18 protein-coding genes are annotated in these 21,698 nt (G+C 62.9%); 9 read left to right on the top strand and 9 right to left on the bottom strand.

Features of this window, described 5'->3' with window-relative positions; all coding sequences use genetic code 11:
• Positions 1-127 precede the first annotated feature (127 nt).
• On the top strand, positions 128-433 hold the full coding sequence (locus tag HY852_RS25615; RefSeq protein ID WP_291607712.1) for a glycine zipper domain-containing protein: 306 nt from the start codon (positions 128-130) through the stop codon (positions 431-433).
• Positions 434-544: 111 nt separating this feature from the next.
• Here HY852_RS25615 and HY852_RS25610 read toward each other — a convergent pair whose 3' ends face one another.
• The gene (locus HY852_RS25610; protein WP_291607711.1) at positions 545-1,171 is read right to left on the bottom strand and encodes a TetR/AcrR family transcriptional regulator; all 627 of its coding nucleotides are present in this window, start codon (positions 1,169-1,171) and stop codon (positions 545-547) included.
• A gap of 102 nt (positions 1,172-1,273) precedes the next feature.
• Here HY852_RS25610 and HY852_RS25605 point away from each other — a divergent pair, with 102 nt between their 5' ends.
• Positions 1,274-2,137 carry a hypothetical protein gene (locus tag HY852_RS25605; protein ID WP_291607710.1) on the top strand — a complete coding sequence of 288 codons (864 nt, stop codon included), beginning with the start codon at positions 1,274-1,276 and terminating at the stop codon, positions 2,135-2,137.
• Between the two features lie 221 nt (positions 2,138-2,358).
• Here HY852_RS25605 and HY852_RS25600 read toward each other — a convergent pair whose 3' ends face one another.
• The 6 genes from HY852_RS25600 to HY852_RS25575 form a co-directional block, all read right to left on the bottom strand.
• Positions 2,359-2,532: a hypothetical protein gene (locus HY852_RS25600; protein ID WP_291607709.1), complete on the bottom strand. Its 174-nt coding sequence runs from the start codon at positions 2,530-2,532 to the stop codon at positions 2,359-2,361.
• A 121-nt stretch (positions 2,533-2,653) separates the two neighbouring features.
• Positions 2,654-3,373: a DNA repair protein RadC gene (radC, locus tag HY852_RS25595; protein WP_291607750.1), complete on the bottom strand. Its 720-nt coding sequence runs from the start codon at positions 3,371-3,373 to the stop codon at positions 2,654-2,656.
• Positions 3,374-3,518: 145 nt separating this feature from the next.
• A complete protein-coding gene (locus HY852_RS25590) occupies positions 3,519-4,631 on the bottom strand; it encodes a glycoside hydrolase family 172 protein (RefSeq protein WP_291607708.1) in 1,113 nt (370 codons plus the stop codon).
• 34 nt (positions 4,632-4,665) lie between these two features.
• A complete protein-coding gene (locus HY852_RS25585) occupies positions 4,666-5,412 on the bottom strand; it encodes an SDR family oxidoreductase (protein WP_291607707.1) in 747 nt (248 codons plus the stop codon).
• A 9-nt stretch (positions 5,413-5,421) separates the two neighbouring features.
• Positions 5,422-6,750, bottom strand: coding sequence for an FAD-binding oxidoreductase (locus tag HY852_RS25580; RefSeq protein WP_291607706.1), 1,329 nt, complete (start codon positions 6,748-6,750; stop codon positions 5,422-5,424).
• A 49-nt stretch (positions 6,751-6,799) separates the two neighbouring features.
• The gene (locus tag HY852_RS25575; protein ID WP_291607704.1) at positions 6,800-8,233 is read right to left on the bottom strand and encodes a UbiA family prenyltransferase; all 1,434 of its coding nucleotides are present in this window, start codon (positions 8,231-8,233) and stop codon (positions 6,800-6,802) included.
• 177 nt (positions 8,234-8,410) lie between these two features.
• On the opposite strand from HY852_RS25575, the gene HY852_RS25570 reads away from it, so the two are divergent.
• Positions 8,411-9,658: a glycosyltransferase family 87 protein gene (locus HY852_RS25570; protein ID WP_291607703.1), complete on the top strand. Its 1,248-nt coding sequence runs from the start codon at positions 8,411-8,413 to the stop codon at positions 9,656-9,658.
• Positions 9,659-9,794: 136 nt separating this feature from the next.
• Complete coding sequence (locus HY852_RS25565) at positions 9,795-10,514, top strand: DNA-3-methyladenine glycosylase I (protein ID WP_291607702.1); 720 nt, start codon at positions 9,795-9,797, stop codon at positions 10,512-10,514.
• 1 nt (position 10,515) lies between these two features.
• Here the strand turns inward: HY852_RS25565 and map are convergent, their stop codons facing one another.
• Together map and HY852_RS25555 are read right to left on the bottom strand one after the other, a co-directional pair.
• The gene (gene map, locus HY852_RS25560; RefSeq protein ID WP_291607701.1) at positions 10,516-11,343 is read right to left on the bottom strand and encodes a type I methionyl aminopeptidase; all 828 of its coding nucleotides are present in this window, start codon (positions 11,341-11,343) and stop codon (positions 10,516-10,518) included.
• Positions 11,344-11,498: 155 nt separating this feature from the next.
• Positions 11,499-12,815, bottom strand: coding sequence for a mechanosensitive ion channel domain-containing protein (locus HY852_RS25555; RefSeq protein WP_291607700.1), 1,317 nt, complete (start codon positions 12,813-12,815; stop codon positions 11,499-11,501).
• Positions 12,816-13,024: 209 nt separating this feature from the next.
• Between HY852_RS25555 and HY852_RS25550 the strand changes: the two genes are divergently transcribed.
• From HY852_RS25550 to HY852_RS25530, 5 genes are all read left to right on the top strand, one after another.
• Complete coding sequence (locus HY852_RS25550; RefSeq protein WP_291607699.1) at positions 13,025-14,818, top strand: potassium/proton antiporter; 1,794 nt, start codon at positions 13,025-13,027, stop codon at positions 14,816-14,818.
• Positions 14,819-15,027: 209 nt separating this feature from the next.
• The gene (locus HY852_RS25545; RefSeq protein ID WP_291607697.1) at positions 15,028-16,935 is read left to right on the top strand and encodes an acyl-CoA synthetase; all 1,908 of its coding nucleotides are present in this window, start codon (positions 15,028-15,030) and stop codon (positions 16,933-16,935) included.
• A gap of 161 nt (positions 16,936-17,096) precedes the next feature.
• Positions 17,097-18,695, top strand: coding sequence for an FAD-binding oxidoreductase (locus HY852_RS25540; protein ID WP_291607696.1), 1,599 nt, complete (start codon positions 17,097-17,099; stop codon positions 18,693-18,695).
• Positions 18,696-19,028: 333 nt separating this feature from the next.
• Positions 19,029-19,628: a hypothetical protein gene (locus tag HY852_RS25535; protein ID WP_291607695.1), complete on the top strand. Its 600-nt coding sequence runs from the start codon at positions 19,029-19,031 to the stop codon at positions 19,626-19,628.
• 71 nt (positions 19,629-19,699) lie between these two features.
• On the top strand, positions 19,700-20,743 hold the full coding sequence (locus HY852_RS25530; RefSeq protein ID WP_291607694.1) for a patatin-like phospholipase family protein: 1,044 nt from the start codon (positions 19,700-19,702) through the stop codon (positions 20,741-20,743).
• Positions 20,744-21,698: the final 955 nt, after the last annotated feature.

Here is a 21,698-nt window from a genome sequence, read left to right as displayed (position 1 = left end):
CTATTCACCAGCGCCCCTCGGGTCCAGCGTCGCGAACCGGCCTTTTTTCGCGGGTAACCGCGGACGGTTGACCTTTGTCAATCTGCTGCGAACAACGTAATAGCAGGGGCGAAACGGAGAACAAGAAATGCTTCGAACTCTCGGAATTGTGGCGTGCTTGACCACGGCCATGGCGATGCCGGTCCATGAGGCGTCGGCTCAGGATGCCATCGGCGGTGCAATATTGGGCGGCGTCGGCGGAGCCATCGTCGGTGGCGCCATTGGCGGCGGCCGCGGCGCCGCTGTGGGAGCGATCGTCGGGGCGGGAACGGGGGCAGCGATTGCTTCCGAGGGCGAGCGGCGGCGCGCGGGCTATTACTACTACCAGCGGGGCTGTTACATGCAGCGTCCCGACGGTCACTATGTTCGCGTCGATCCCCGTTACTGCTACTGAGACGGCCCGGGCCATTTCATCCGACTGATCGCCCGCTCGTAATGAGGGCCGGATTCTCGTGGCAATGCGAGCAGGGCTCCTGCTCGCCGGGCTATTGCGCCAGGTGACGCCTCACTCTTTACCTGAACGGCGCAGGGCGTCCCACGCCGCCTGCGCCAGCACTTCGCGAGCCTCTTTCAACGGCGCGCCCGGTGCAGCCAGCCAGCGTTTCACATACTGTCGCGCCGGCCCCTCGATGATCGCCATGATGTAGTCCGGGGCGATCTCGCGCAGTTCGCGCGCCTTGATCTTCTGCCGAAACCAGGCGCCGACTTCCGGCATGAACTCCGCATTCTTGCGTTCGATCTCGGCGGCATAGCGCGTCTTGTCGAGATATTCGCGCGCCTTGATCAGGAACGAGGTGGCTCCAGGATCTTCTTCCGCGCAGTCGAAATAGGCGCGGACCAGCGCCTTGGCGCCGTCGGCAGTCGTTTCCGCGCCGCGCAGCCGCGCCCGTGCCTTGGCAAAGAACATCTCCATCCCCTCGAGATAGAGCGCGGCGGCAAGGCCGTCCTTGCCCTTGAAGTGCTGGTACAGGCTGCCGATGCTGGCGCCGCTGCGCGACAGCAGATCCTCGACGGTCGTGCCTTCGACACCGGATTCGGCAAAGCACGCCCGGCCCGCCTTCATCAGGTCATGCCGGCGCTGGCCATGGGCGGCGCGGGCGGGACGGGGCGATTTGCTGTTCTTGACTGGCATATATAGAACGATATTATATAATTGTATTCTATATTATTCGGTAGCTGTGCGCATGCGTAATGTGGCCGGGAAGTGCGTGGCAAACCGCCCGGGCGGTGGACGATGACCCGCGTGATTGTCGAACACCGGCGCCCGCCGTCCGCTTTTGCCTTCATGGCGCGCGCCTTCCTGCGTTCGCCCCGCCTGCCGAAGCAGCCCGAATTGCCGGATCTGGTCGAGCGCTGGACAGGGGTCCGTATCGGCGGCGAGCACGAGGCGCGTTTCCGAGAGGCGACGGGACGAGAGGCCGGATGCGTGCTCTACCCGCATGTGCTGGGCTTCCGCCTGCAACTGGCGGTGCTCACTCATCCCGCCTTTCCCCTGCCGCTATGGAATGCGCTGCAGATTCGCAATCGTCTCGTTCGCCACCTTCCGCTCGACCGCAATGCCGAGTACGCCTTCGAGACCTCTATCGGCGGGCGTCGGGTCGTTGAAAAGGGTTTGGAGGTCGATCTTCACACCCGCTTGTCCCCCGGCGGTGATTGCGATTGGGAAAGCGTCGTCACCTATTTTTACCGGGGACGTTTCGACCAGCCGTCGGCGCCTGTGACTCCGCCCGCCTCTCCCGACCTTTCGGCAGCGTCCACGGTTGCGGCGTTTCGCACGCCGAAATCGGGCGGACTGGCCTTCGGCGGGCTGACCGGCGACTATAACGGCATCCACCTGTGGTCGCCTTACGCCAGGGGTTTCGGTTTCAAATCCGCCTTCATGCATCCCCAGCGCGCGGTCGGATTGTGTCTTGCCCATCTCGAGATTCCCGAGCGCGAGGCGGGAGCGCTCGCGCTCTGGATCAAGGGACCGATCTTCTACGATACCGATGTGATCCTGTCGGCCGTGCAAGAGCCCGACAACATGCACTTCGGTCTTTCGCTCGCCGGCGATCCGCGCCACGCGATCGTGGGAAGCTGGTCGGCCGCGGCGCCGTGAGCGGGCGCACTTTCGTGCGATCTTTGACGTGCCGTTATGTAGCAGCTGAGCGCCAAGCTCGATCGAACGGTGGGTATGCTCAGCTCTTCTCCGATGCCCGCCTTGGCGAAGCCCGTAGCATGATCGCCTCGTGCTTGATCAAAAGCAAAGCGCGATGATGACCTATTCTGATCTCATCGCGCTTTGGTCTCGGTCGCTGTTGATTGCGTCGCCCGCTCAAATCAATCGAGGAGCCCTTTGAAATGGACCTCATTGCGAACCATCCCGTCGGCTTGCGCCGGCTCGATTGGCCCACTCAGTTTCTCGATCCAATCCAGGAGACTGTCGATCAGAAAACCCGGGCTCAGCATCGACAAGAACCCGTCCCACACGCGCACTGCCATCTGATTGATCATCGATCGATCCCCTCCGTTTCGATGATGAGTTTTTGTCTCACGGAACGCGTGAAACGCGAAGCGGAGAGTTAACAGATGGTAAATGCGAAGCTCGACGAAAGGTCAGCAAGCCTGCCTGATGTCAGATGAGCCGCATCCCCTTCAGACTCGCGTGTCCGCTCTTGCCGACAATGATGTGGTCGTGCACGGCGATGCCGAGCGGCTTCGCGATCTCGATGATCGCTTTCGTCATCTGGATGTCGGCCTGCGACGGCGAGGGGTCGCCGGAGGGGTGGTTGTGCACCAGGATCAGCGCGGTCGCCGACAATTCCAGTGCGCGCTTGATCACTTCGCGCGGATAGACCGGAGTGTGGTCGACCGTGCCGGTCTGCTGCACCTCGTCCGCGATGAGCTGGTTGCGCTTGTCGAGGAAGAGCAGGCGAAACTGCTCCTTGTCGGCGAAGGCCATGCTGGTGCGGCAGTAGTCGATGACCTCGTTCCAGGACGACAACGCGCTGCGCTGCTGCACTTCGCCCCTCGCCACGCGGCTGGCGGCGGCGGCGATCAGCTTGAGCTGGTTGATGGAGGCTTCGCCGATGCCGTCGATCTCGCGCAGGCGCGCGACGGGGGCGTGAATGACTTCGGCGAACGAGCCGAAGGACTTGATCAGGGTCTTGGCCAGTGGCTTGGTGTCGCGTCGCGGGAGCGCCGGAAACAGCGCCATCTCCAGCAGCTCGTAGTCGCTCAGCGCGTCGGGGCCGGCCGCGTAGAAGCGCTCGCGCAGCCGCTCGCGATGGCCGTGGTAATGCGGCGCATCTGCTGCTTCCGATTTGCTGGACTTGTCGTCGGATCGGGCGGCCATCGCCGCCAGCATTGCCATGCCCGCGCGCGTTTGCAACCTCCAATATCGAGGCGACGGCAACGCCCGCGGGCTCCGGCCGCGGCTGGACGGTTCGATGGAAGGCGGGACTGCTGACGGCCAGATCCGTACGCGCTCCAGGCCAAACCTAATCGACCTCGAGGTAGTGGGAAGGAGGAAGCTCGGGAAAAGGAGCCGCGGGCAGCGTCTGGTACCAGAACGCGACCGAGGCCACGTCGTCCCGCAGTGGCAGGTATTTCGGCTCGCTTGGGCCAGAGCGCCAGCCAAGCGCCTGCATGGTCACGCGCAAGTCTTTTTGGAAGCGCACCGGATCGGGGATGTGCCAGCGGTACATGCCGAAGCGCTGCTGCGATCGGTAGACGCCGTCGGGCCGTATGACCTGCGGCAGCCCGGCATAGGGCGTGTTGTATTCAAGAAAACGAGGCTGCGGCCCGCCAGTCTGTCCTGGATGTCCGAGAAGCCAGGGTACGTGCGGATCGAAATTGTAGGCGCCGCAGAAATAATCCTCGGTTCCGGTGCCGCAGATCGTGGGGAATTCGCCATCGCCGTCGAGGTAGAACTTGATCTCTCCTTCGCCCCACCAACCGTTGTTGTTGACACCCCAGGCCATGTACGTCCCGACGTAGTGGCCCGTCCCGGAAACGCCATCCAGGATGGTGTGGACCTGCTTGTAAGGGACCGGGTTGGTGCGCCGAAACTGCGCATGGAAATAGGCGCAGTCCTCCGGCACGTCCGTGAGCGTGTAGTTGATCTGATAGTAGACGGTCTGCGTCTCGTCGCCGCGGTTTTCGAGCGTGAAACGCGCGCGCTTGCGGAAGGGCATTTCCCAATAGCAATTGAAACCGCGGCCCGGATTGACGCACACCGCAAGGGAGGAGACCTGGGCAAACTCCTCCCATCCGCAGGCAAAGAAGTCGCCCACCGGACATTCGACGCTCGGCTGGACCTGATCGTCCCAATAGGCGCGGAGGATGCAGTGGCGAAGACGGCCGCGCGCCGCGATGGTCATCCAGATCTGTTGTATAGCGCCCTGACCCTCGATGTCGGCCAGCGTGAATGTCGTCCCCGGCGCGATCGTCACGTAAGGCGATATCTTCCAACCTTGTCCCAGGTCGCGCGCCTGGGCAGCCGCCGGGCCGTCCACCGACATCCCGCCCTTGCCCTTTTCTCCGGTGAAGTTCTCGGGGCTGATCGAGCGCGACAATGCGTTCGACAGACGCGACAGGTTTCCCAGATGCATGCCCAATCCCGAAAACGTCATATTGCCCGGCTCTCTACAATTTCAATCGCTTGAAGATCCGTTCCGGCATCAGGCGGATGATCAGCATCACCAGCCACCAAATGGATCGCACGTAAATCACGTCCTTGCGTCGACCAAGAGCCTTGAAGACCGCCTCGCCCACCTCCGCAGGGGCGGCGGTGAGGAGCGGCGGCAGCTTCATGTCTTCCGTCATCTTCGTTCTTACGAAACCCGGCTTGACCGTCATCACATGAATGTTGCTGCTGATTGCCAGGCGATTGCGTAAGCCCGAGAGAAAGGCGCTGAAGCCTGCCTTTGCGGAACCGTAGAAATAGTTTGAGCCGCGCCCCCGGTCGCCCGCAACCGAAGAGATGCCGATGATCGCCCCGTGTCCGCGCGCGACGAACCGCTCCGCGAACAGACTGAGGATCAGCGCCGGGCCCTCATAATTCGAGCGAATGATTTCCTTGGCGTGCTCGGTATCAACTTCGGAGCGAGACTGTTCGCCCAAAAGGCCGACAACTGAAATGACGAGATCGGGGAGCTCGGGAAGGGTATCGGCGAATTCGACAAATGAACTGGTGTTGAGCACGTCGAATGCGTGAACAGTCACCTTCCGGCTGGTGCGCGCCGAAATATCGTCAGCCTCGCGCTGAAGCTCGGAAAGCGTGCGACCGGCGAGACGAACAACCCAATCATGCCGCGCGAAGACGAGTGCGGTCGCCCTGGCGATGTCCGACGTGCCTCCCAGGATCAGAACGGTTTGTTGGGCAACAGCCATCGGTCTTCCTCAAATTCCAATGCGCTCGGAAAGGCGCGATTTGATTTTCCCCGCGGGGTCGGTCGATCGCCGGATTTCGCGAAAGCGAGACAGGTCGGGGTAGCCTGCCTCGAACGTGGTTCGTGACTGGCGCGCGTCCTTGGCGAGGTAAAGCCTGCCCCCAGCGGCGATGACGAGTTCATCCAATTCGTCGAGGAAGGAAAACAGATCGCCTCGCATCGGAAAGTCGAGCGCCAGCGTGTAGCCGGGCACCGGGAAGGATATGATGCCGCTTCCCGCGCCGAGCTTCTTCAGGACGGCGAGAAACGACGAGCCGCCCCGCTTGGCGATGCGACCCAGCATTTCGGCCAGGGTGCCTTGCGCATTCTGCGTGGGAATCACGCTTTGGTGCTGAATGAAGCCGCGCCGACCGTAAATTCGATTCCAGTTGCCGACGGCATCAAGTGGAAAGAAGTATGGATGAGCGGGGACCAGGACAGGAGAAGCCGCCTTGCGCGCGCCGGCCCGGAAGTAGAGTTCGTTGAATGCCGCGACCGTCCAATGGTTGAGCGCGAAGGCGGGCGCATTGATTGGCACCGACAGTGGAGTTCGGCCAACCGGGAAACGGTTCGCGAGTGCGTTTCCGTGCAGTTCGGCAGAGCGGGCGTGCTCGCCAAGGAATATCAGCGAGCGGCCAAGCTGAGCGCCTCTTGCCAGGCAGTCGATCCAGGCAACGGAGTAGGTGACGCTGTCGCTACTCTCGAATGCGGAGAAGGCCGCAGCGAGATCTTTGGCCACGATTGTCCGTTGGCGGATCCAGCCGGTCTCGACGGGACGCAACCTGATCGCCGCTTCCAGGATTGTGCCGGTCAATCCCATTCCGCCAATCGTCGCGTGAAACAGATCCGGGTGTTCGTCACGTGATGCACGAATCGTCTCGCCCGTGGGCACCGCCAACACGATGCTTTCGACATATTCGCCGAAGCCGCCCTCCTGGTGGTGGTTCTTGCCGTGGACGTCGGCAGCAATGGCGCCACCAACGGTGATCAAGCTGGTGCCGGGAACGACATACGGGAAGAGCCCGCGCGGCAGGAACGTGTCGATGATGTCGGAAAGAAGCAGCCCGGATTCGACGGTCACCACGCCTTTCTCGGCATCGAACGACCGCAGCCGGTTGAGGTGCGTCATCGAGATCGTCTGCCGACCTCCAATGGCTGCATCTCCGTAGGCCCGGCCATTGCCACGGGCGACTGTTTGATCGCCCCGCACTGTCGCCCGTTGGGCGGCATCCATCGTGCGGGGCCGGATCATTTCGGTGTCAACGATGGGATAGCGGCCCCAACCCAAAATCGCCGTCACGGTCCTCAAGTCCTCAGCGAGCAATGTACGAGCAAAGATATCCCGACGCTCACGTCGCGATGTAAAGGATCTCGGCAATCAGGCCGAACGCGACCAGGCTGTTGAGATCCTTGAGCGCAAAAAGGATCGGATCATCGTCCATCGCACGCCGGTGAGCCAACATCAGTATCCTGCTCAGCCAATACATCAGGATCGGGCAGATCAGCCACAGCGCATCCGGACGACGATAGAGATGGTGGACCGTGTCCGAGGAAATATAAAGCGCAAATACAGTCACCGCGTTGAAGGCCGCTCCGGCGGCCAACGCCGCGACGACGCTCAGATCCGACTTGCGATAATCGCGGTTTGATGGATCGGGCAGATCGGCGTCGAGCCGTGCGGCCAGCTCGATATAGCGTTTCATCAGCGCCAGCCCCGTGAAGATGAGAATGGAGAAGACAAGCAGCCACTCGGACAAGGGTACTGCGACGGCCGCCGCTCCAGCCACGACGCGAGCCGTGTACAGGACTGCCAGCGCAATCACGTCGACCAACATCTTGCGCTTCAGGTAGAAGGAGTATGCCGTCGTCAGCAAGAGGTAAAAGACCAGAACGCCAGCCAACTGGGCTGTGACAAAGAAGGCGAGCGTGGTCGAGGCTACGACGAGAACACCCGCCGTAGACAGCGCGGCTGCCATCGGCACTGTCCCAGCCGCCAGCGGACGGTTCTTCTTGGTCGGATGCTTGCGATCGGCCTCGATATCGACCAGATCGTTCAGAATGTAGATGGCGGAAGCGGCGAGCGAAAAGGCGACAAAGGCCGCGATTGCGCTGCCGAGCGCCGGAAGGTCGAAACGGTGAGCTGTCACCAATGGGACGAAGACCAGTGCATTCTTCGCCCATTGATGCACCCTGAGCAATTTTGCCCAGGCGCGTGCACCGTTCGTGCCTGATTTGAGGAAGACCGTTTCGCGATCGAGCTGAGCGAGCTTGGCGCGAGTTGCAGGCGATTCCCGCGTGGCGAAACGTTTGCGCGCGACGACCCAGATCGGATAGTCCTCGCCGCTCGTTCCAACATAGTCGAAGCCGTGCTGTCCGAAGGTATCGGTCAGAAGCCGCGCCTTGGCGGCTTGCGAGAGATCCGCCTCGCCGGTCGAGGCCAGCCATCCGGTGAATAGCCCGAGATGCTGGGCCACGGCGCGAACGTGGCGTTCATGGTGTCTGGAGACGAGGTAGACCGGAATTCCGCGTACGACGGAATCACGTACCAGGCTTAACACTTCTTCATCGTAGGGGAGTTCGGCGACGTCGACGGTTGTCGTGGCTGCGATGTGGGATTTGAGAGTCGCCTTGCCGCCCCGGAGAGCCTTTGCAATCTGGTCGAATGGGAAACCATTCTGAGCCAGATGCGCAAAGATGAATTCCAGCCAAAGATTCGACCGTATGAGGGCACCTTCGAGATCGACCACCAGAGGAGTAGCCGACCACTGCAGCACGGGATCCATTGCTGCTTTTGTCCCTGCTGTCCCCGGATTCCGCTGGCCTTCGGAATCCTGGACGTGGGAAGTGTTGGCCGATCCCATCAGCATCGAAACCGTCAATTCTCAGCGATCCGCTCAGGGCTTTTTCAACCGCTTAACCTATTGGCTCTATCTTAAGTTTTCGCAAAGAAGCTCGCTGTGATGTTCGCAAAAACCCTTGAAACGATCGAGTCCTCGGCGCCGAAGCGTGCGCTTTATGCCCGTGTAATCCTCGCGGCGCTGGCAATTGGCCTTGTGTTAAGGACCATCTGGTTTGCCCGATGGGGCATGGGGCACGACCGGGGCCTGGTGGATTTCGATGCCTTTTACATCGTTGCACAGCGGGTATGGCTGGGTGACGTTGACCAAGTCTATCAGTTCCTGAAACTGTTCGACATGCAAAGAGAGGCAGGTGGGGGCGACAGCTTTATGCCCTGGACCTATCCGCCGCAGTTCGACCTGTTGCTCGCCCCCTTCGCGCTTGTTCCGGCCAGCGTGGCGTACTTCCTGTTCACAGGAGCAACGCTTGGATTTTATATCGTTGTTCTGAGGTCGATTGCCTTCAGCCACTTTGCGCTCGCCCTGGTCATTCTGTTCCCGGCGATAGAGATCACGCTGGCTTGCGGCCAAAACGGCTTCCTCACGGCTGGACTGCTAGGATTGGTCTGCCTGTTCATCGATAAGCGGCCGACAGTGGCTGGCTTCGCGCTCGGCCTCATGGTCGTCAAACCGCACCTTGCTATCGCGTTCGCTGTCTACTCACTCCTGACACGTCGTTGGGTTGTGGTCATGACCGCTGCAGCGGTCGTCCTGGCCAGTTCGCTGCTCTGTACGGCTGTGTTCGGCGTCAAGATCTGGGCCGGATTTCTTCAGAGCGTGCACGATTCCTCGATATTCCTGCAGCGGGCATACTATCCGCTGTTCCGGATGATCTCGATCTATGCCGGCCTGCGAAGCCTGGAGCTACCTGCCGCGGTGGCCTTGCTGGCACAGGTCGCTGTCGCCGTCTCGGCGCTTGGGATCATCGCCATCGCACTGTACCGGGGATTTCCCGCGCGTTGGTGCCTCGGCTTGACTGCGATGGTGTCGGTCTCGATCAGTCCCTACGCTTACGACTATGACTTCCTGATCTTTGGTATGGGTCTGGCGCTGCTACTGCCCGAGTTGCAGAAATTCGCGCGCGAGGGTGAGCGAGCCGTTATCTACGCCGCGCCGATGATCATCGGTGCCTATGGTAATCTACGATCCACTCAGGTGGGAACGTCACTCACCGAGCTTGAACGCACGGATGTGCTTTCGATCGGAGGATTTGCGCTCGTTCCATTGATCGCGCTGATCTTCATGGCCATGTTGCGCGAATCGAAGTCCGAAACAGTGCCGCACTTGTCAATGAAGGCCGAGCAGGCTTGAGATCGGCCTCAGGGCTGATCTTGCCGCAGCCCTGGCGCCCGCGCTATTCAGAATGGGTCTTGTGTGATTTCACCGAAGGTGAACGTCACGACCTTCGTTGCTGGATCTCGACCGCTGCCGGGGAAGGGGGCGCCGCGTGACACCGTTCAAGACCATCCTGGGCCGGGCCGAAAAGCGCAAGGGCGGCGCCAAGGCGCTCGAAAAGCTGCTGCCGCCGGTCGGAAGCGCGAAAGCCTTGATCAAGCTGACGGACGACCGCGTGCTCGCCGAGATGACGAGGCGCGTGTTCTGCGCCGGCTTTGCCTGGAGCGTGATCGACAATAAATGGCCAGGATTCGAGCAGGCATTCCACGGGTTTCAACCGAAAAAGCTGGCCTTCGAGCCCGACGAGTTCTGGGAAAAGCTGGCGAGCGATTCGCGCATCGTGCGCAACGGTGCCAAGATCATGTCGGTACGCCACAACGCCCGCTTCGTGCAGGAGATCGCCAAGGAGCACGGCAGCTTCGGCAAATTCCTCGCCGGCTGGCCGTCATCCGACGAGATCGGCCTTCTGAACCTCCTGGTGAAGCGCGGCAACCGGCTGGGCGGCAACACCGGGCAGATGCTGCTGCGCTTCCTCGGCTGGGACGGTTTTGTCACCTCGAAGGATGTCGTCGCCTGCCTGCGCGACGCCGGGCTCGACATTGCCGAAGAGGTGAAGTCGAAAGGCGATCTCGCCAAGGTCCAAGCGCAGTTCAACGCCTGGCACGAGGACACCGGCCTGCCCTACACCCACCTCTCGCGAATCTGCGCCATGTCGATCGGCGAGAACTACGCCCCGAGCGAAATCGCCGCCCGCCTGCGCGGCGACGATTGAATCAGGTCGCGACCGGCGGCTTCTCGTGGTTGCGCTCGGACAGCGTGAAGATCTCGACGCCGGTGGCGGTGACGCCGACCGAATGCTCGAACTGCGCCGAGAGCGAGCGGTCGCGCGTCACGGCGGTCCAGCCGTCGGACAGGATTTTCACATGCGGCTTGCCGAGATTGATCATCGGCTCGATGGTGAAGAACATGCCGGGCTTGAGCATCACGCCTTCGCCGGGCCGGCCGATGTGGATGATGTTCGGCTCGTCGTGGAACATGCGCCCGAGGCCGTGTCCGCAGAAATCGCGCACCACGCTCATGCCCTGCGGCTCGACGAAGCTCTGGATGGCGTGGCCGATGTCGCCGGTGGTGGCGCCCGGCTTCACCGCGGCGATGCCGCGCATCATGGCCTCATACGTCACCTCGATCAGCCGCTCGGACTTGCGGGAGATCTGGCCGATCGCATACATGCGGCTCGAATCGCCGTACCAGCCGTCGACGATGAAGGTGACGTCGATATTGACGATGTCGCCTTCCTTCAGCGCGCGATCGCTCGGCATGCCGTGGCAGACCACGTGATTGATCGAGGTGCAGGTCGAATAGCGATAGCCGCGATACATCAGCGTCGCCGGAAAGGCGCCATGGCTGAAGGCGAATTCGCGGACGAACTCGTCGATTCGCGAGGTCGGCACGCCGGGCTTGACGATATCGGTGAGCTCGTCGAGGCACTTGGCCACCAACGCGCCCGCCTTGCGCATGCCGGCAAAGCCGGCCGCGCCGTGAAGCTTGATCTGTCCGGTCTTGCGCAAGGATGAGGTATCGGTGGCTTCGACGTAGCTCATGGGCGTTTCTTGATGATCTTTCCGGGGTGCGCTTCTTCCAGGCAAGCCTTCGGGCGAGACCTCGATGTCGGCGGCGCGCTTGGTGATCGACCTAATTTAATGATCGGGGCGTGCCGCGCAAGCGACGGCGGGCCGCCCGGTTGGCAAAAAAGCGCTCAATTCGGTACCTCCACCGTGGTTTCGACCGGCAGCGCCCCGCCCCGGATACGGATTTCTCGCACCGGATAGGGAACCCGGATCCCTTCGCGCTTGAACGCCTCCCACAGCGCCAGCATCACCTCGCTCTTCACGTGGTCCATGCCGTCAGGATCGGCGATCCAGAAGGTCAGCGAGAACTTCATCGCGACCTCGCCGAATTCGGTCAGGATGCAGTTCGGCGGCTTGCCCTTGAGCGCGCGCGGCGCCGCCGCGGCGATCTCGGCGGCCAGCTTGCAGACCACGCGCGGGTCGGCATCGTAGTTGGTGGCGAAGGGGATCTTCACCAGCGTGTTCTTGTCGGTGTAGGTCCAGTTGACGACCTTCTGCGTCACCAGATCTTCGTTCGGGATCAGGAATTCGCGCCCGTCGCCGGCGGCGACCGAGATGTAGCGCGTCTTCATCGCGCTGATCCGTCCCGAGCTGTCGCCGATGGTGACGAGGTCGCCGGGCTTCACCGACTTGTCGGCGAGCAGGATGATGCCCGAGATGAAATTGGCGACGATCTTCTGCAGGCCGATACCGATACCGACGCCGACGGCGCCGGAGAACACGGCGAGCGCCGACAGGTTGATGCCCACCGTGCTCAGGGCGATCACGATTGCGACGACCAGAAGGCCCATGCGGATCATCTTGACCAGCAGGACCTGGATCGATGGTGTCAGGTCGGTCGCGCTGGTGATTCGGCTCTCGATGAAATTGGACGCGATGTTGGTGAGCCATAGCGCCACGATCAGGAGCGCGCCCGCCTTGATCGCAAGAAGCGGCGTCAGCCGCAGTCCGCCGAGCACGATCGCGAAGGAGTCGAGCATGTCGACCGTGGCATCGAGCTGGCCGATGATGCTGAGAGCGGCGATGAACCACGCGGACACCGACACCACGCGGACGATGAAGGCGTTGCGCAGCACCGAGGTGACGAGGCGAATGACCAGCCAGGCGAACCCAAGCTTTGCGGCGACCATGAGCAGATAGCTCCGGCTCGGCCAGGTCGCATTGATCATGATGATGCGCGCCGCGATCACCAGCACCGTGAACGTCGCGGTGGACGTGCTGCCGACCATGACGCGCACGAAGTGCCTGAGCGGCAGCGGCCAGCTCATCGCCAGCGAGGTCATGTCGACGCGCGCGCGAACCGCCGCCTGGGCGGCATAGGCAAGCCCTGCGGCGATCAGGATCAGGCCGAATTGCAGGTAGAACCACGGCGAGGCGACTTCCGCGCCGACCGACCGCGCGGTCGTCTGCAGAAATTCGATGACGCCGTTGAAGTCCATATCCATCGGGAAATCTCAAAAGCCCGGAAAGGCCAAATTGATTCGAACGTGCGGCAGAATCCCACAAACCGGGCGGGCGGACCATCGCTAGATCCACTGCCGAGGCAGGTTCAGGCGGCAAAACGGGGCACATCGCCGCAAAAGGAAGAAATGGGTTGGCGTCCAACTGTGGCGACGATAAGGATGCCATTGCAAACACTTGTCCCTGAAAACGGATGGCTTCCCTCGATTCAGTCAGCATAGCCATATTGCTCGGCGCCGTTCTGGTGATGGCTGGCATCCTGTCGAGCCTGCTGGCGCTGCGCTTCGGCGCGCCGCTGCTGCTCGTCTTCCTGATCATCGGCATGCTCGCCGGCGACTCAGGTCCTGGCCAGCTGCAATTCGACGACGTAAGGACGACCTATCTGGTCGGCTCGGTGGCGCTGGCGCTGATCCTGTTCGACGGCGGATTGCGCACGCGCTTCCAGAGCATCCGTACCGTGCTCGCGCCGTCGGTGGTGCTCGCCACCGCCGGCGTGCTGCTGACCGCGGTCATCACCGCGCCCTTTGCCAAATACGTCCTCGACCTCAACTGGACCGAGGCGCTGCTGGTCGGCGCGGTCGTGGCATCCACCGATGCCGCGGCGGTATTCCTGCTGGTAAATACGCAGGGCCTGCGCCTGCGTCCGCGCGTCGGCGCGACGCTGGAGGCCGAATCCGGCACCAACGACCCGTTCGCGATCTTCCTCACCCTGATGCTGGTCGAGTTCATCTCGCTGGGCCAGAGCTCCCCCGGGCATGTGGTCATGGAATTCGTCCGGGAAGCCGTGCTCGGCGCCGTCATCGGCGTGCTCGGCGGCAGGCTGGTGGTGCTGGCGCTCAACTACGTCGCGCTGCCCCAGGGCCTGCACGCGCCGTTCGTGACGACGGCTGCGCTCGTCATCTTCGGCGGCTCCCAGATCGCGCACGGTTCCGGCTTTCTCGCCGTCTATCTCGCCGGCATCATCATCGGCAACCGGCCGACGCGCGCGCATAATTCGGTGGTGACCTTCCTGGACGCCGCGACCTGGCTGGCGCAGATCGTGATGTTCGTGCTGCTCGGCCTTCTGGTCTCGCCGCATCGCCTGGGCAGCAGCATCATGCCGGCGATCGCGGTGGCGCTGGTCCTGATGCTGGTCGCGCGGCCGGTGGCGGTGTTCCTGTGCCTTGCGCCGTTTCGCTTCAACTGGCGGGAGAAGGTGTTCATCGCCTGGACCGGCCTGCGCGGCGCGGTGGCGATCTTCCTTGCTTCCATTCCCATGCTGGTAGGGCTGTCGAAGGCCTATCTGTATTTCGACGTCGCCTTTGTCGTGGTGATCATTTCGCTTTTGTTGCAGGGCTGGACGCTGTCCGCGGCGGCGCGCCGGCTGCACGTGGCCTTGCCGCGCGCCGAGCGCGGCCCGCGCCGGGTCGAGCTCGACCTGCCCGGCCAGCTCGAAAAGCAGCTCGTCGGCTATGCGGTCCGTCCGAAGAGCCTCTATTTCCGCCGCGGCCTGATCCCGTCCTGGTCGAAGCCGACGCTGGTCATCCGTGACGAGCGCATTCTCTCGCCGCCGGAAGCCGATCCGATCGCGCCCGGCGACTACATCTATCTCCTGGCCCCGCCGGAAAAGGCCGAGGCGCTGGACCGCTTTTTCCTCGACATGCAGCCGAGCACCGCGCCCGATCCGCATCTGCTGGGCGACTTCATGGTTTCCGGCGAGCACACACTGTCCGAACTGGCCGAGATCTACGGGGTCAAGGTCAATGAGGACGAGTCGCAACTGACGCTTGCCGATTTTTTCGACATCCATCTCGATCGCGCGCCGAACGAAGGGGCCGAACTCGCGCTCGACAGCATCGTGCTGGTTGCCCGCAGCATCTCCGGCGGCCGCGTCAACCTGGTCGGGCTCCGCCTGCCCGAGGAAGCGGAGGAGCCCGAGCCGCTGACGCGGATGCAGGCCTTCAAGCGCAAACTATCCGAACTCTGGACCTCGGTGGCGGGGATCTGAGCGTCGTCGCCGTCAGCTCGCGCGCGCCCGCCCCGCCTCATCCTGCTGCAATCGGTTCGGTATGGACGCAAAGAGAATAATCGACAATTCTGTCCGTCAGCGCCCCTTCACCCTGCGCCAGAAAAGAGGCAGGTTGCGGGATCGCGGCCTCGGCTTTCGAGAAACAAAAAACCCCGCCGGGCGCGGAGCATACAAGGAGGAAACAGGGAATGACGGGCATCCATCTGCTCGATCGTATCATCGGCAGCGAATATCCGAGTCTGGCCACGGACACTGAGGTTCGGGCCCTCGAACAGGTCCCCTACAGGGACCGCATCGCCGCCCAGAGCACGTATGATGCCATCAGGCTCGGCGCGGCCAACAATCCCGATGCTCGCGCCATCCAGTTCCTTCCCAATGCCGACCCGGCGGATACGCCCGTCGTCGTCTCCTACCGTGACTTCGTTGCGCGCGTCACCCAGGCCGCCAACATGTTTCATGCCCTGGGCGCGGGCAGCAACGACGTTGTGAGTTTCCTCCTGCCGCTTCTGCCGGAGGCCTTCATCACGCTGTTCGGAGCGGAAGCCGCCTGCATCGCCAATCCGGTCAACCCGCTTCTGGAGCCGCATCAGATCGCGGAAATTCTCGAAGCCGCCAACACCAGCATTCTTGTCGTCCTCGGGCCCCTGCCGGGCACGGACATCTGGCAGAAGATCGAGCAGATACGTCCCAGGCTGAAGAACCTGAAAGCCATCGTGCAGGTCCACGGCCGCGGCGATCCCGGAAACGGAATCCATTCGTTCAGCGACCTCATCAAGGACCAGCCGTCCGACAGGCTGGTCAGCGGCCGGAAAATTGCCGCGCAGGACGTTGCGGCGTACTTTCACACCGGAGGCACCACCGGCACCCCGAAGCTGGTCTGCCACACCCACGAAAACCAGGTCTACCAGGCCTGGGCCGTCAACCTGCTGCTCAAATCCAAAGCCGGAGGCAATCTGCTGTTCGGCATGCCGTTATTCCACGTCGGCGGCTCGCTGACCCAGGCTCTGGCGGCGCTGTCGGCCGGCAGCTGCCTGATCGTGCTGTCGCCGGCCGGCTGGCGCAACCCCGCTTCGGTCAAGAACATCTGGGGCCTGGTCGAACGCTTCAAGCCCGAGGGGCTGACGAGCGTGCCGACCGTTCTGGCCGCAGCGCTTGCGGTGCCGCCCGGCAACGCGGATCTGTCGAGCCTGAAATTTGCCGCTGGCGGCGGATCGGCGATTCCCGTGGCCGTGGGCAAGGCGATCCAGGAAAAGTACAAGCTGCCGGTTCTCGAAGTCTACGGCATGACCGAGACCTCGAGCGTCCACACCATGGCGTTTCCGGATCGTCCCATCCGTCTCGGCTCGGTCGGTCTGCCCGTGCCCTATGCCCGCGTTCGCATCGTCAAGCTCGACTCCAACGGTCGTGTCGAGCGTGACTGCGACGTCGACGAGATCGGCGTCGTGATCATGGCCGGGCCCGGTGTGTTCCGTGGCTATCTCAACGAGATGCACAACAAGGGCGCGTTCGTCGACGGGCATTGGGTCAACTCGGGGGATCTCGGCCGGCTCGACAAGGACGGCTTCCTCTGGATCACCGGCCGCGCCAAGGACCTCGTGATCCGCGGCGGCCACAACATCGATCCCGCGCCCGTCGAGGAGATCATGTTCCAGCATCCCGCCGTCGGCTTTGCCGCCGTGGTCGGCCAGCCCGACGCCTATGCCGGCGAGTTGCCGGTAGGCTACGTGCAATTGAAGCCGGGTGCGCACGTCGCCCCGGGCGAATTGGAGTCCTTCGTCCGCGAACGCACGCCGGAGCGCGCGGCCGTTCCGGTGCAGATCATCCCGGTCGATCCGATGCCGCTCACCGGCGTCGGCAAGGTCTTCAAGCCCCAGCTGCGCTGGGATGCGGCGACGCGCGTCTTCACCAACGTTCTCGCCCCAATCGTGGAAAAAGGCATCGACTGCAAGGTCAGGGTCGGGGCCCATGGCAGCCACGGCAGCATTGCCACCGTCACGCTCGCTCACGTGCCGGAGCACCAGCGCGAGGCGATCGCGGGTGAGGTGCAGGCGTTGCTCGCGCCGTACGTGATGCGCCACGAGATCGTCTATGTGTGATGACGCCCGCTCTCTGCAGGAAACCAGGTGATCCCGTCAGAGGATAAGCAACCAGCAGCACAATCGCGATGCGCCCGGGCAGATCGGGCGCAACAATTTCTGAAAGGCTCGTTCGGAATATCTTCTGAGAAAAGCTCTAACCAAGAACAAGGGGAACGCTCATGACCGACGCAAGGCTGAAGCATTACGGCTGGGGGCGCGAAGGCGAGGGGATGAGCGCAGAGGAACGGACGTTCGTCCTCGGTCGTTACCGCGCGAAATTTGCAGCTGACGAATTCGACACGATCCCTGTCCCGCCTCTTGAAGATGTCGCCCTGCGGCAGCCGCGCGTGACGCCGCCCGCCTCGCTCGCCGCCTTCTGCACGACAGAGCGCTACGACCGCGCTGCGCACACCTACGGCAAGTCCTATCCCGACTACGTCAGGGCCATGCTCGGCGATTATGATTGTGCGCCCGACGTCGTGGCCTATCCGCGCAGCGAGGCGGAGATTTCAGCCGTCATGGATTGGGCCGGCGCTGTTGGCGCTTCGCTGACGCCGTTCGGCGGGGGTTCGAGCGTCTGCGGCGGCGTCGAGCCGCGCATTGACGGCATCAGGCACAAGGCCGCCGTCACCCTCGACCTGCGCAACCTCTCCAGGGTTGTCGAGGTCGATCCGACCTCGCGCGCCGCCTTGATCGAGGCCGGCATCTACGGTCCGTCCCTGGAAAGCCAGCTCAAGCCGCACGGCTTCACCTTGCGGCATTTCCCGCAGAGTTTCGAGTATTCGACCCTCGGCGGCTGGATCGCGACGCGATCGGGCGGCCATTTCGCCACGCTTTACACCCACATCGACGATTTCGTCGAAAACCTGCGCGTGGTGACGCCGGCTGGCGTCCTGGAAACGCGCCGGTTGCCCGGCTCGGGTGCCGGCCCCAGTCCCGACCGCATGTTCATCGGTTCGGAAGGAATTCTGGGCGTGATCTCGCGGGCCTGGATGCGATTGCAGTCACGTCCGACATACCGGGCCGGCGCGTCGGTTCGCTTCCCCTCGCTTTTCGCCGCCGCACGCGCCGTGCGTGCCGTCGCGCAAGCCGGCCTCTATCCGTCGAACTGCCGCGTCCTCGACCCGCAGGAGGCGTTCAATACCGGCGCGGCCGAAGGCGGCGTTGCCATCATGGTGCTGGCGTTCGAGTCCGGCGATCATCCGGTCGAGGCCTGGATGGCGCGCGCGCTGGAATGCTGCGCCGACCATGGCGGAACGCCGGAGTCCGCCAACGCCGGCGAGGCGCATCTGCAGGGCGCGGCGGGCATCTGGCGCAATGCGTTCATTCGCATGCCCTATGCGCGCGAGTTTCTGACGCCGGCGGGGCTCATCAACGATACGTTCGAGACCGCGATCACCTGGGACCGGTTCGAGGAGTTTCACGACAAGGTCAAGGCGGCGACCGAGCGTGCGATCGTCGAAGCGACCGGCGTTGCGGGCGAGGTCACCTGCCGCTTCACCCACGTCTACCCCGACGGCCCCGCGCCCTATTTCACATTCCACGCCCTCGGCCGACACGGCGCGCTTCTCGAGCAGTGGCAGGCCATCAAGAATGCGGCAAGCGACGCGCTGATCGCGGCGGGCGGCACCATCACCCATCATCATGCGGTCGGTCGCGATCACAGGCCCTGGTACGACCGACAGCGGCCGGAGCTCTTCGCCGCCGCGCTGCGGGCAGCCAAGCGCGAACTGGATCCACAAGGCATGCTCAACCCGGGCGTCCTGATCGATCCATAAGCGCTCGCGCGCGAAGCGGCCTCTCACGGTCACGGGGATATCTCGGCTGAGCTTTTGCTCAATCGAGAGCGCGGGTTAGGCTCTGCGGCTGAAGCGTGGTGATTGTTGGTCCAATCGGTATTGTCGCGAGTCCGGATACCTCTCCCCATCGGGGAGAGGTCGATTTGCGAGGCAAATCGGGTGAGGGGGGCAGGTCCCACGAGAGACCGCGCCCCTCACCCGGCGTTCCGCGCCGACCTCTCCCAATGGGAGAGGTGGACTTTTGACTCGGCACAATCCAACGTAATCTCATCACGCTTTGGGGTAATATCCGTGATCGTTTTGGGGAAAGCGATGATCGTCCTGCGTCTGTTTGCTGTCCTGGCTTGCCTGCTCGTCGCTTCGTCAAGCTTCGCCGCTCCCCTGGAGCGGATTTCGCCGCGCCAGAAGGTCTATCTGCTGCGCGGGTTCACCAACGTCCTGTCGCCGGGGATCGATCAGCTTGCCGAAGAACTGCGCCGGCAGAATGTCCCCAACACCATCACCAATCACGCCTTATATCCGGCCGTGGCGCAGGAGGCGCTCGATGACTGCAAGAGCGGGCGAGTGAGCTCGATCGTCCTGGTCGGGCATTCCTTCGGGGCGAGCGCCGCGATCGCCATTGCCGAAAAGCTGCAGCAGGAGCGAGTGCGGGTCGCCTTGATCGTCACCTTCGATCCGGTGATCAAGAGCGCCGTTCCGGCCAATGTCCGTCACTTGCAGAACTTCTATCTCTCGAACGGCGCCGGGCGACCGGTCGACCAGGGCGAACGCTTTCGCGGGCAGATCAAGAACGTCGACCTCAAGAGCAACGCCGACGTGGGCCACATATCGATCACGACCTATCCCGCCGTTCACAAACAGGTCCTGAGAGACATTCTCGCCGCGCATACGCCATGTAGCGGCTCGCGATGAACTGACGTCTCACTGTTGTTTACCCAAGTCCCGCGGGCGCACCGCACCTCGAGAACGCAAACGCCACATCAATGGTCGATACGCAGGTGACGTCCGGTCCGGTCAAGAACGTCAATCTCGCCCTGCAGGGCGGCGGCGCGCATGGCGCCTTTGTCTGGGGCGTTCTCGACTGCCTGCTGGAGGATGGCAGGCTCGAAATCGAGGCGATCAGCGCCACAAGCGCCGGCGCCATGAACGCCGTGGTTCTTGCCTCCGGCATGGCCATTGGCGGGCGGGAAGCCGCCCGCAACAGCCTCCACGACTTCTGGCGCGAGGTGTCGCGCGCGGATCTGATCTACGACTTCTATTCGCCGTTCAATCAATGGATCCAGGCGCTGAAACTGTCGCCGGAATATCATCCGTTCCACGCCGCCATTCACGCCTTCACCCACACCCTGCCGCCCAATCTGCTCAATCCGTTCAATTACAATCCGCTCAGGCCGTTGCTGCTCAAGGTGGTCGATTTCGAGCGGCTCAACGCACCAGGGCAGGCGCCGCAACTGTTCCTCAACGCCACCAATGTCCGCACCGGCAAGATCAAGGTCTTCCAGACGCCGTCGATCAAGGTCGAGTCCGTGCTCGCCTCTGCTTGCCTGCCGCCCTATTTCCAGGCGGTTGAAGTCGACGGGGAGCATTATTGGGACGGCGGGTATCTGGGAAATCCCGCGCTCTTTCCGCTGATCTATCGCAAGGGCGCCAGGGACATCATCGTCGTGCAGGTCACCGCGATCAGGCGGGAGGCGCTGCCGGCGAGTGCGGCGGACGTGCTGCACCGGATCAACGAGATCAGTTTCAATTCGTCCTTGATGAGGGAAATGCGCGCCGTCGCGTTTGCAACAAGGCTGATCGACGGCGGCGAACTGGATGCCGGCAAGCACAGCCGCATATACATGCATTGGATAGGCGACGACCATCTCATGGCGCAGCTCGGTACAGCGACCCAGTTCCACCCGGAGTGGAGCCTGTTGTGCAAACTGCGCGACGCGGGGCGCCAGACGGCGATGACATGGCTGGAGAAGAATTTCGAACAGGTCGGCTGCAGCTCGACGCTCGACCTCGCGGACATGTTTCTCTGAGCTTTGGCGCCAAAAGCGGTTGGCTGTTGCACGTCTCCCATAGGGACAGGCCGGCTCGACGGGCAAATCACTTCAAAACCTGTCAAGCCCTGTCGGCGAAAATATTTCGCTTTTCCAGAATTCTGATTTGGCGTATAGATCGCCCGTCCCGCCCGACACGAGGGGCGTACGCGTCGTCACGAAACGTGGGCTGGGATGCGGTGGACGCAGCAGCGTCGGCGCGAACAGCTGATTGCAGGGCGGGCGGAGGATTGAGCCGAAACCCGTGAGCGACAAACGGCGCGCAGGACGAACGGCGCTGGTGACGTCTTTGCTGGAGCTTGACGGGGCCTTGTGGCTCCGAAGCTTCAGCGGAGGCGGCTGCGTACGGCAAAACCGTGTGGTCCTGGCTGCCGTTGCTGCAGTCAAGCTCCGCGGGGGCGAAGCTGCCCGACCGGGTTCAGCCTTCGTCGTCAATTCGCGGAGCGACGGTGACAAACAGGAATTCGTCGCCGGGGAGAGCACGGCATAAGCCGTAAAGCCACTGCGCAGGGAAGGCCGGGTGTCGTCGGCTGTACCTGTATGCTCGTGTGCGGCTTCTTTGCGCAACTTGCACACGAGACCGCGGGTGCAGCGGGCACCGGGTCTTCCCTGCGCCCTCTGTTTCTCAAGAGGGTGAAGAGGACAGCAAACCTCGGGCGCAATGCGCCGCGGGAAGGTGCAATCGCGTCTGCTGTTACCCTCATGGTGAGGAGGCGCGCAGCGCCGTCTCGAACCATGAGGCCCTGCTGCTGCAGATCGGCCTCATCCTTCGAGACGCGGCGCAAGCGCCGCTCCTTGAGGCGCGAGCCGTATCTCCTCATCCTGAGGAGCTTGCGAAGCAAGCGTCTCGAAGGATGAAGGCCCGGGTCCGGGCCTCATGGTTCGAGACGCGCCTTCGGCGCTCCTCACCATGAGGGTTGGAACGTCGCAACCT

Source organism: Bradyrhizobium sp., assembly GCF_016213215.1.
In the GTDB taxonomy this organism is placed as follows: Bacteria; Pseudomonadota; Alphaproteobacteria; order Rhizobiales; family Xanthobacteraceae; genus Bradyrhizobium.
Note: the sequence above shows the minus strand (reverse complement) of the source record. Positions and strands in the feature narration are given on the sequence as shown.

What these genes read in the sequence shown, in the direction of transcription:
- HY852_RS25555 (WP_291607700.1), bottom strand. Translation starts at nt 12,815, where the DNA reads ATGGATATGGACTTCAACGGCGTCATCGAATTTCTGCAGACGACCGCG.
- HY852_RS25590 (WP_291607708.1), bottom strand. Translation starts at nt 4,631, where the DNA reads ATGCATCTGGGAAACCTGTCGCGTCTGTCGAACGCATTGTCGCGCTCG.
- HY852_RS25535 (WP_291607695.1), top strand. Translation starts at nt 19,029, where the DNA reads ATGATCGTCCTGCGTCTGTTTGCTGTCCTGGCTTGCCTGCTCGTCGCT.
- HY852_RS25615 (WP_291607712.1), top strand. Translation starts at nt 128, where the DNA reads ATGCTTCGAACTCTCGGAATTGTGGCGTGCTTGACCACGGCCATGGCG.
- map (WP_291607701.1), bottom strand. Translation starts at nt 11,343, where the DNA reads ATGAGCTACGTCGAAGCCACCGATACCTCATCCTTGCGCAAGACCGGA.
- HY852_RS25585 (WP_291607707.1), bottom strand. Translation starts at nt 5,412, where the DNA reads ATGGCTGTTGCCCAACAAACCGTTCTGATCCTGGGAGGCACGTCGGAC.
- HY852_RS25610 (WP_291607711.1), bottom strand. Translation starts at nt 1,171, where the DNA reads ATGCCAGTCAAGAACAGCAAATCGCCCCGTCCCGCCCGCGCCGCCCAT.
- HY852_RS25530 (WP_291607694.1), top strand. Translation starts at nt 19,700, where the DNA reads ATGGTCGATACGCAGGTGACGTCCGGTCCGGTCAAGAACGTCAATCTC.
- HY852_RS25540 (WP_291607696.1), top strand. Translation starts at nt 17,097, where the DNA reads ATGACCGACGCAAGGCTGAAGCATTACGGCTGGGGGCGCGAAGGCGAG.
- HY852_RS25575 (WP_291607704.1), bottom strand. Translation starts at nt 8,233, where the DNA reads ATGGATCCCGTGCTGCAGTGGTCGGCTACTCCTCTGGTGGTCGATCTC.
- radC (WP_291607750.1), bottom strand. Translation starts at nt 3,373, where the DNA reads ATGGCCGCCCGATCCGACGACAAGTCCAGCAAATCGGAAGCAGCAGAT.
- HY852_RS25550 (WP_291607699.1), top strand. Translation starts at nt 13,025, where the DNA reads ATGGCTTCCCTCGATTCAGTCAGCATAGCCATATTGCTCGGCGCCGTT.
- HY852_RS25605 (WP_291607710.1), top strand. Translation starts at nt 1,274, where the DNA reads ATGACCCGCGTGATTGTCGAACACCGGCGCCCGCCGTCCGCTTTTGCC.
- HY852_RS25545 (WP_291607697.1), top strand. Translation starts at nt 15,028, where the DNA reads ATGACGGGCATCCATCTGCTCGATCGTATCATCGGCAGCGAATATCCG.
- HY852_RS25570 (WP_291607703.1), top strand. Translation starts at nt 8,411, where the DNA reads ATGTTCGCAAAAACCCTTGAAACGATCGAGTCCTCGGCGCCGAAGCGT.
- HY852_RS25600 (WP_291607709.1), bottom strand. Translation starts at nt 2,532, where the DNA reads ATGATCAATCAGATGGCAGTGCGCGTGTGGGACGGGTTCTTGTCGATG.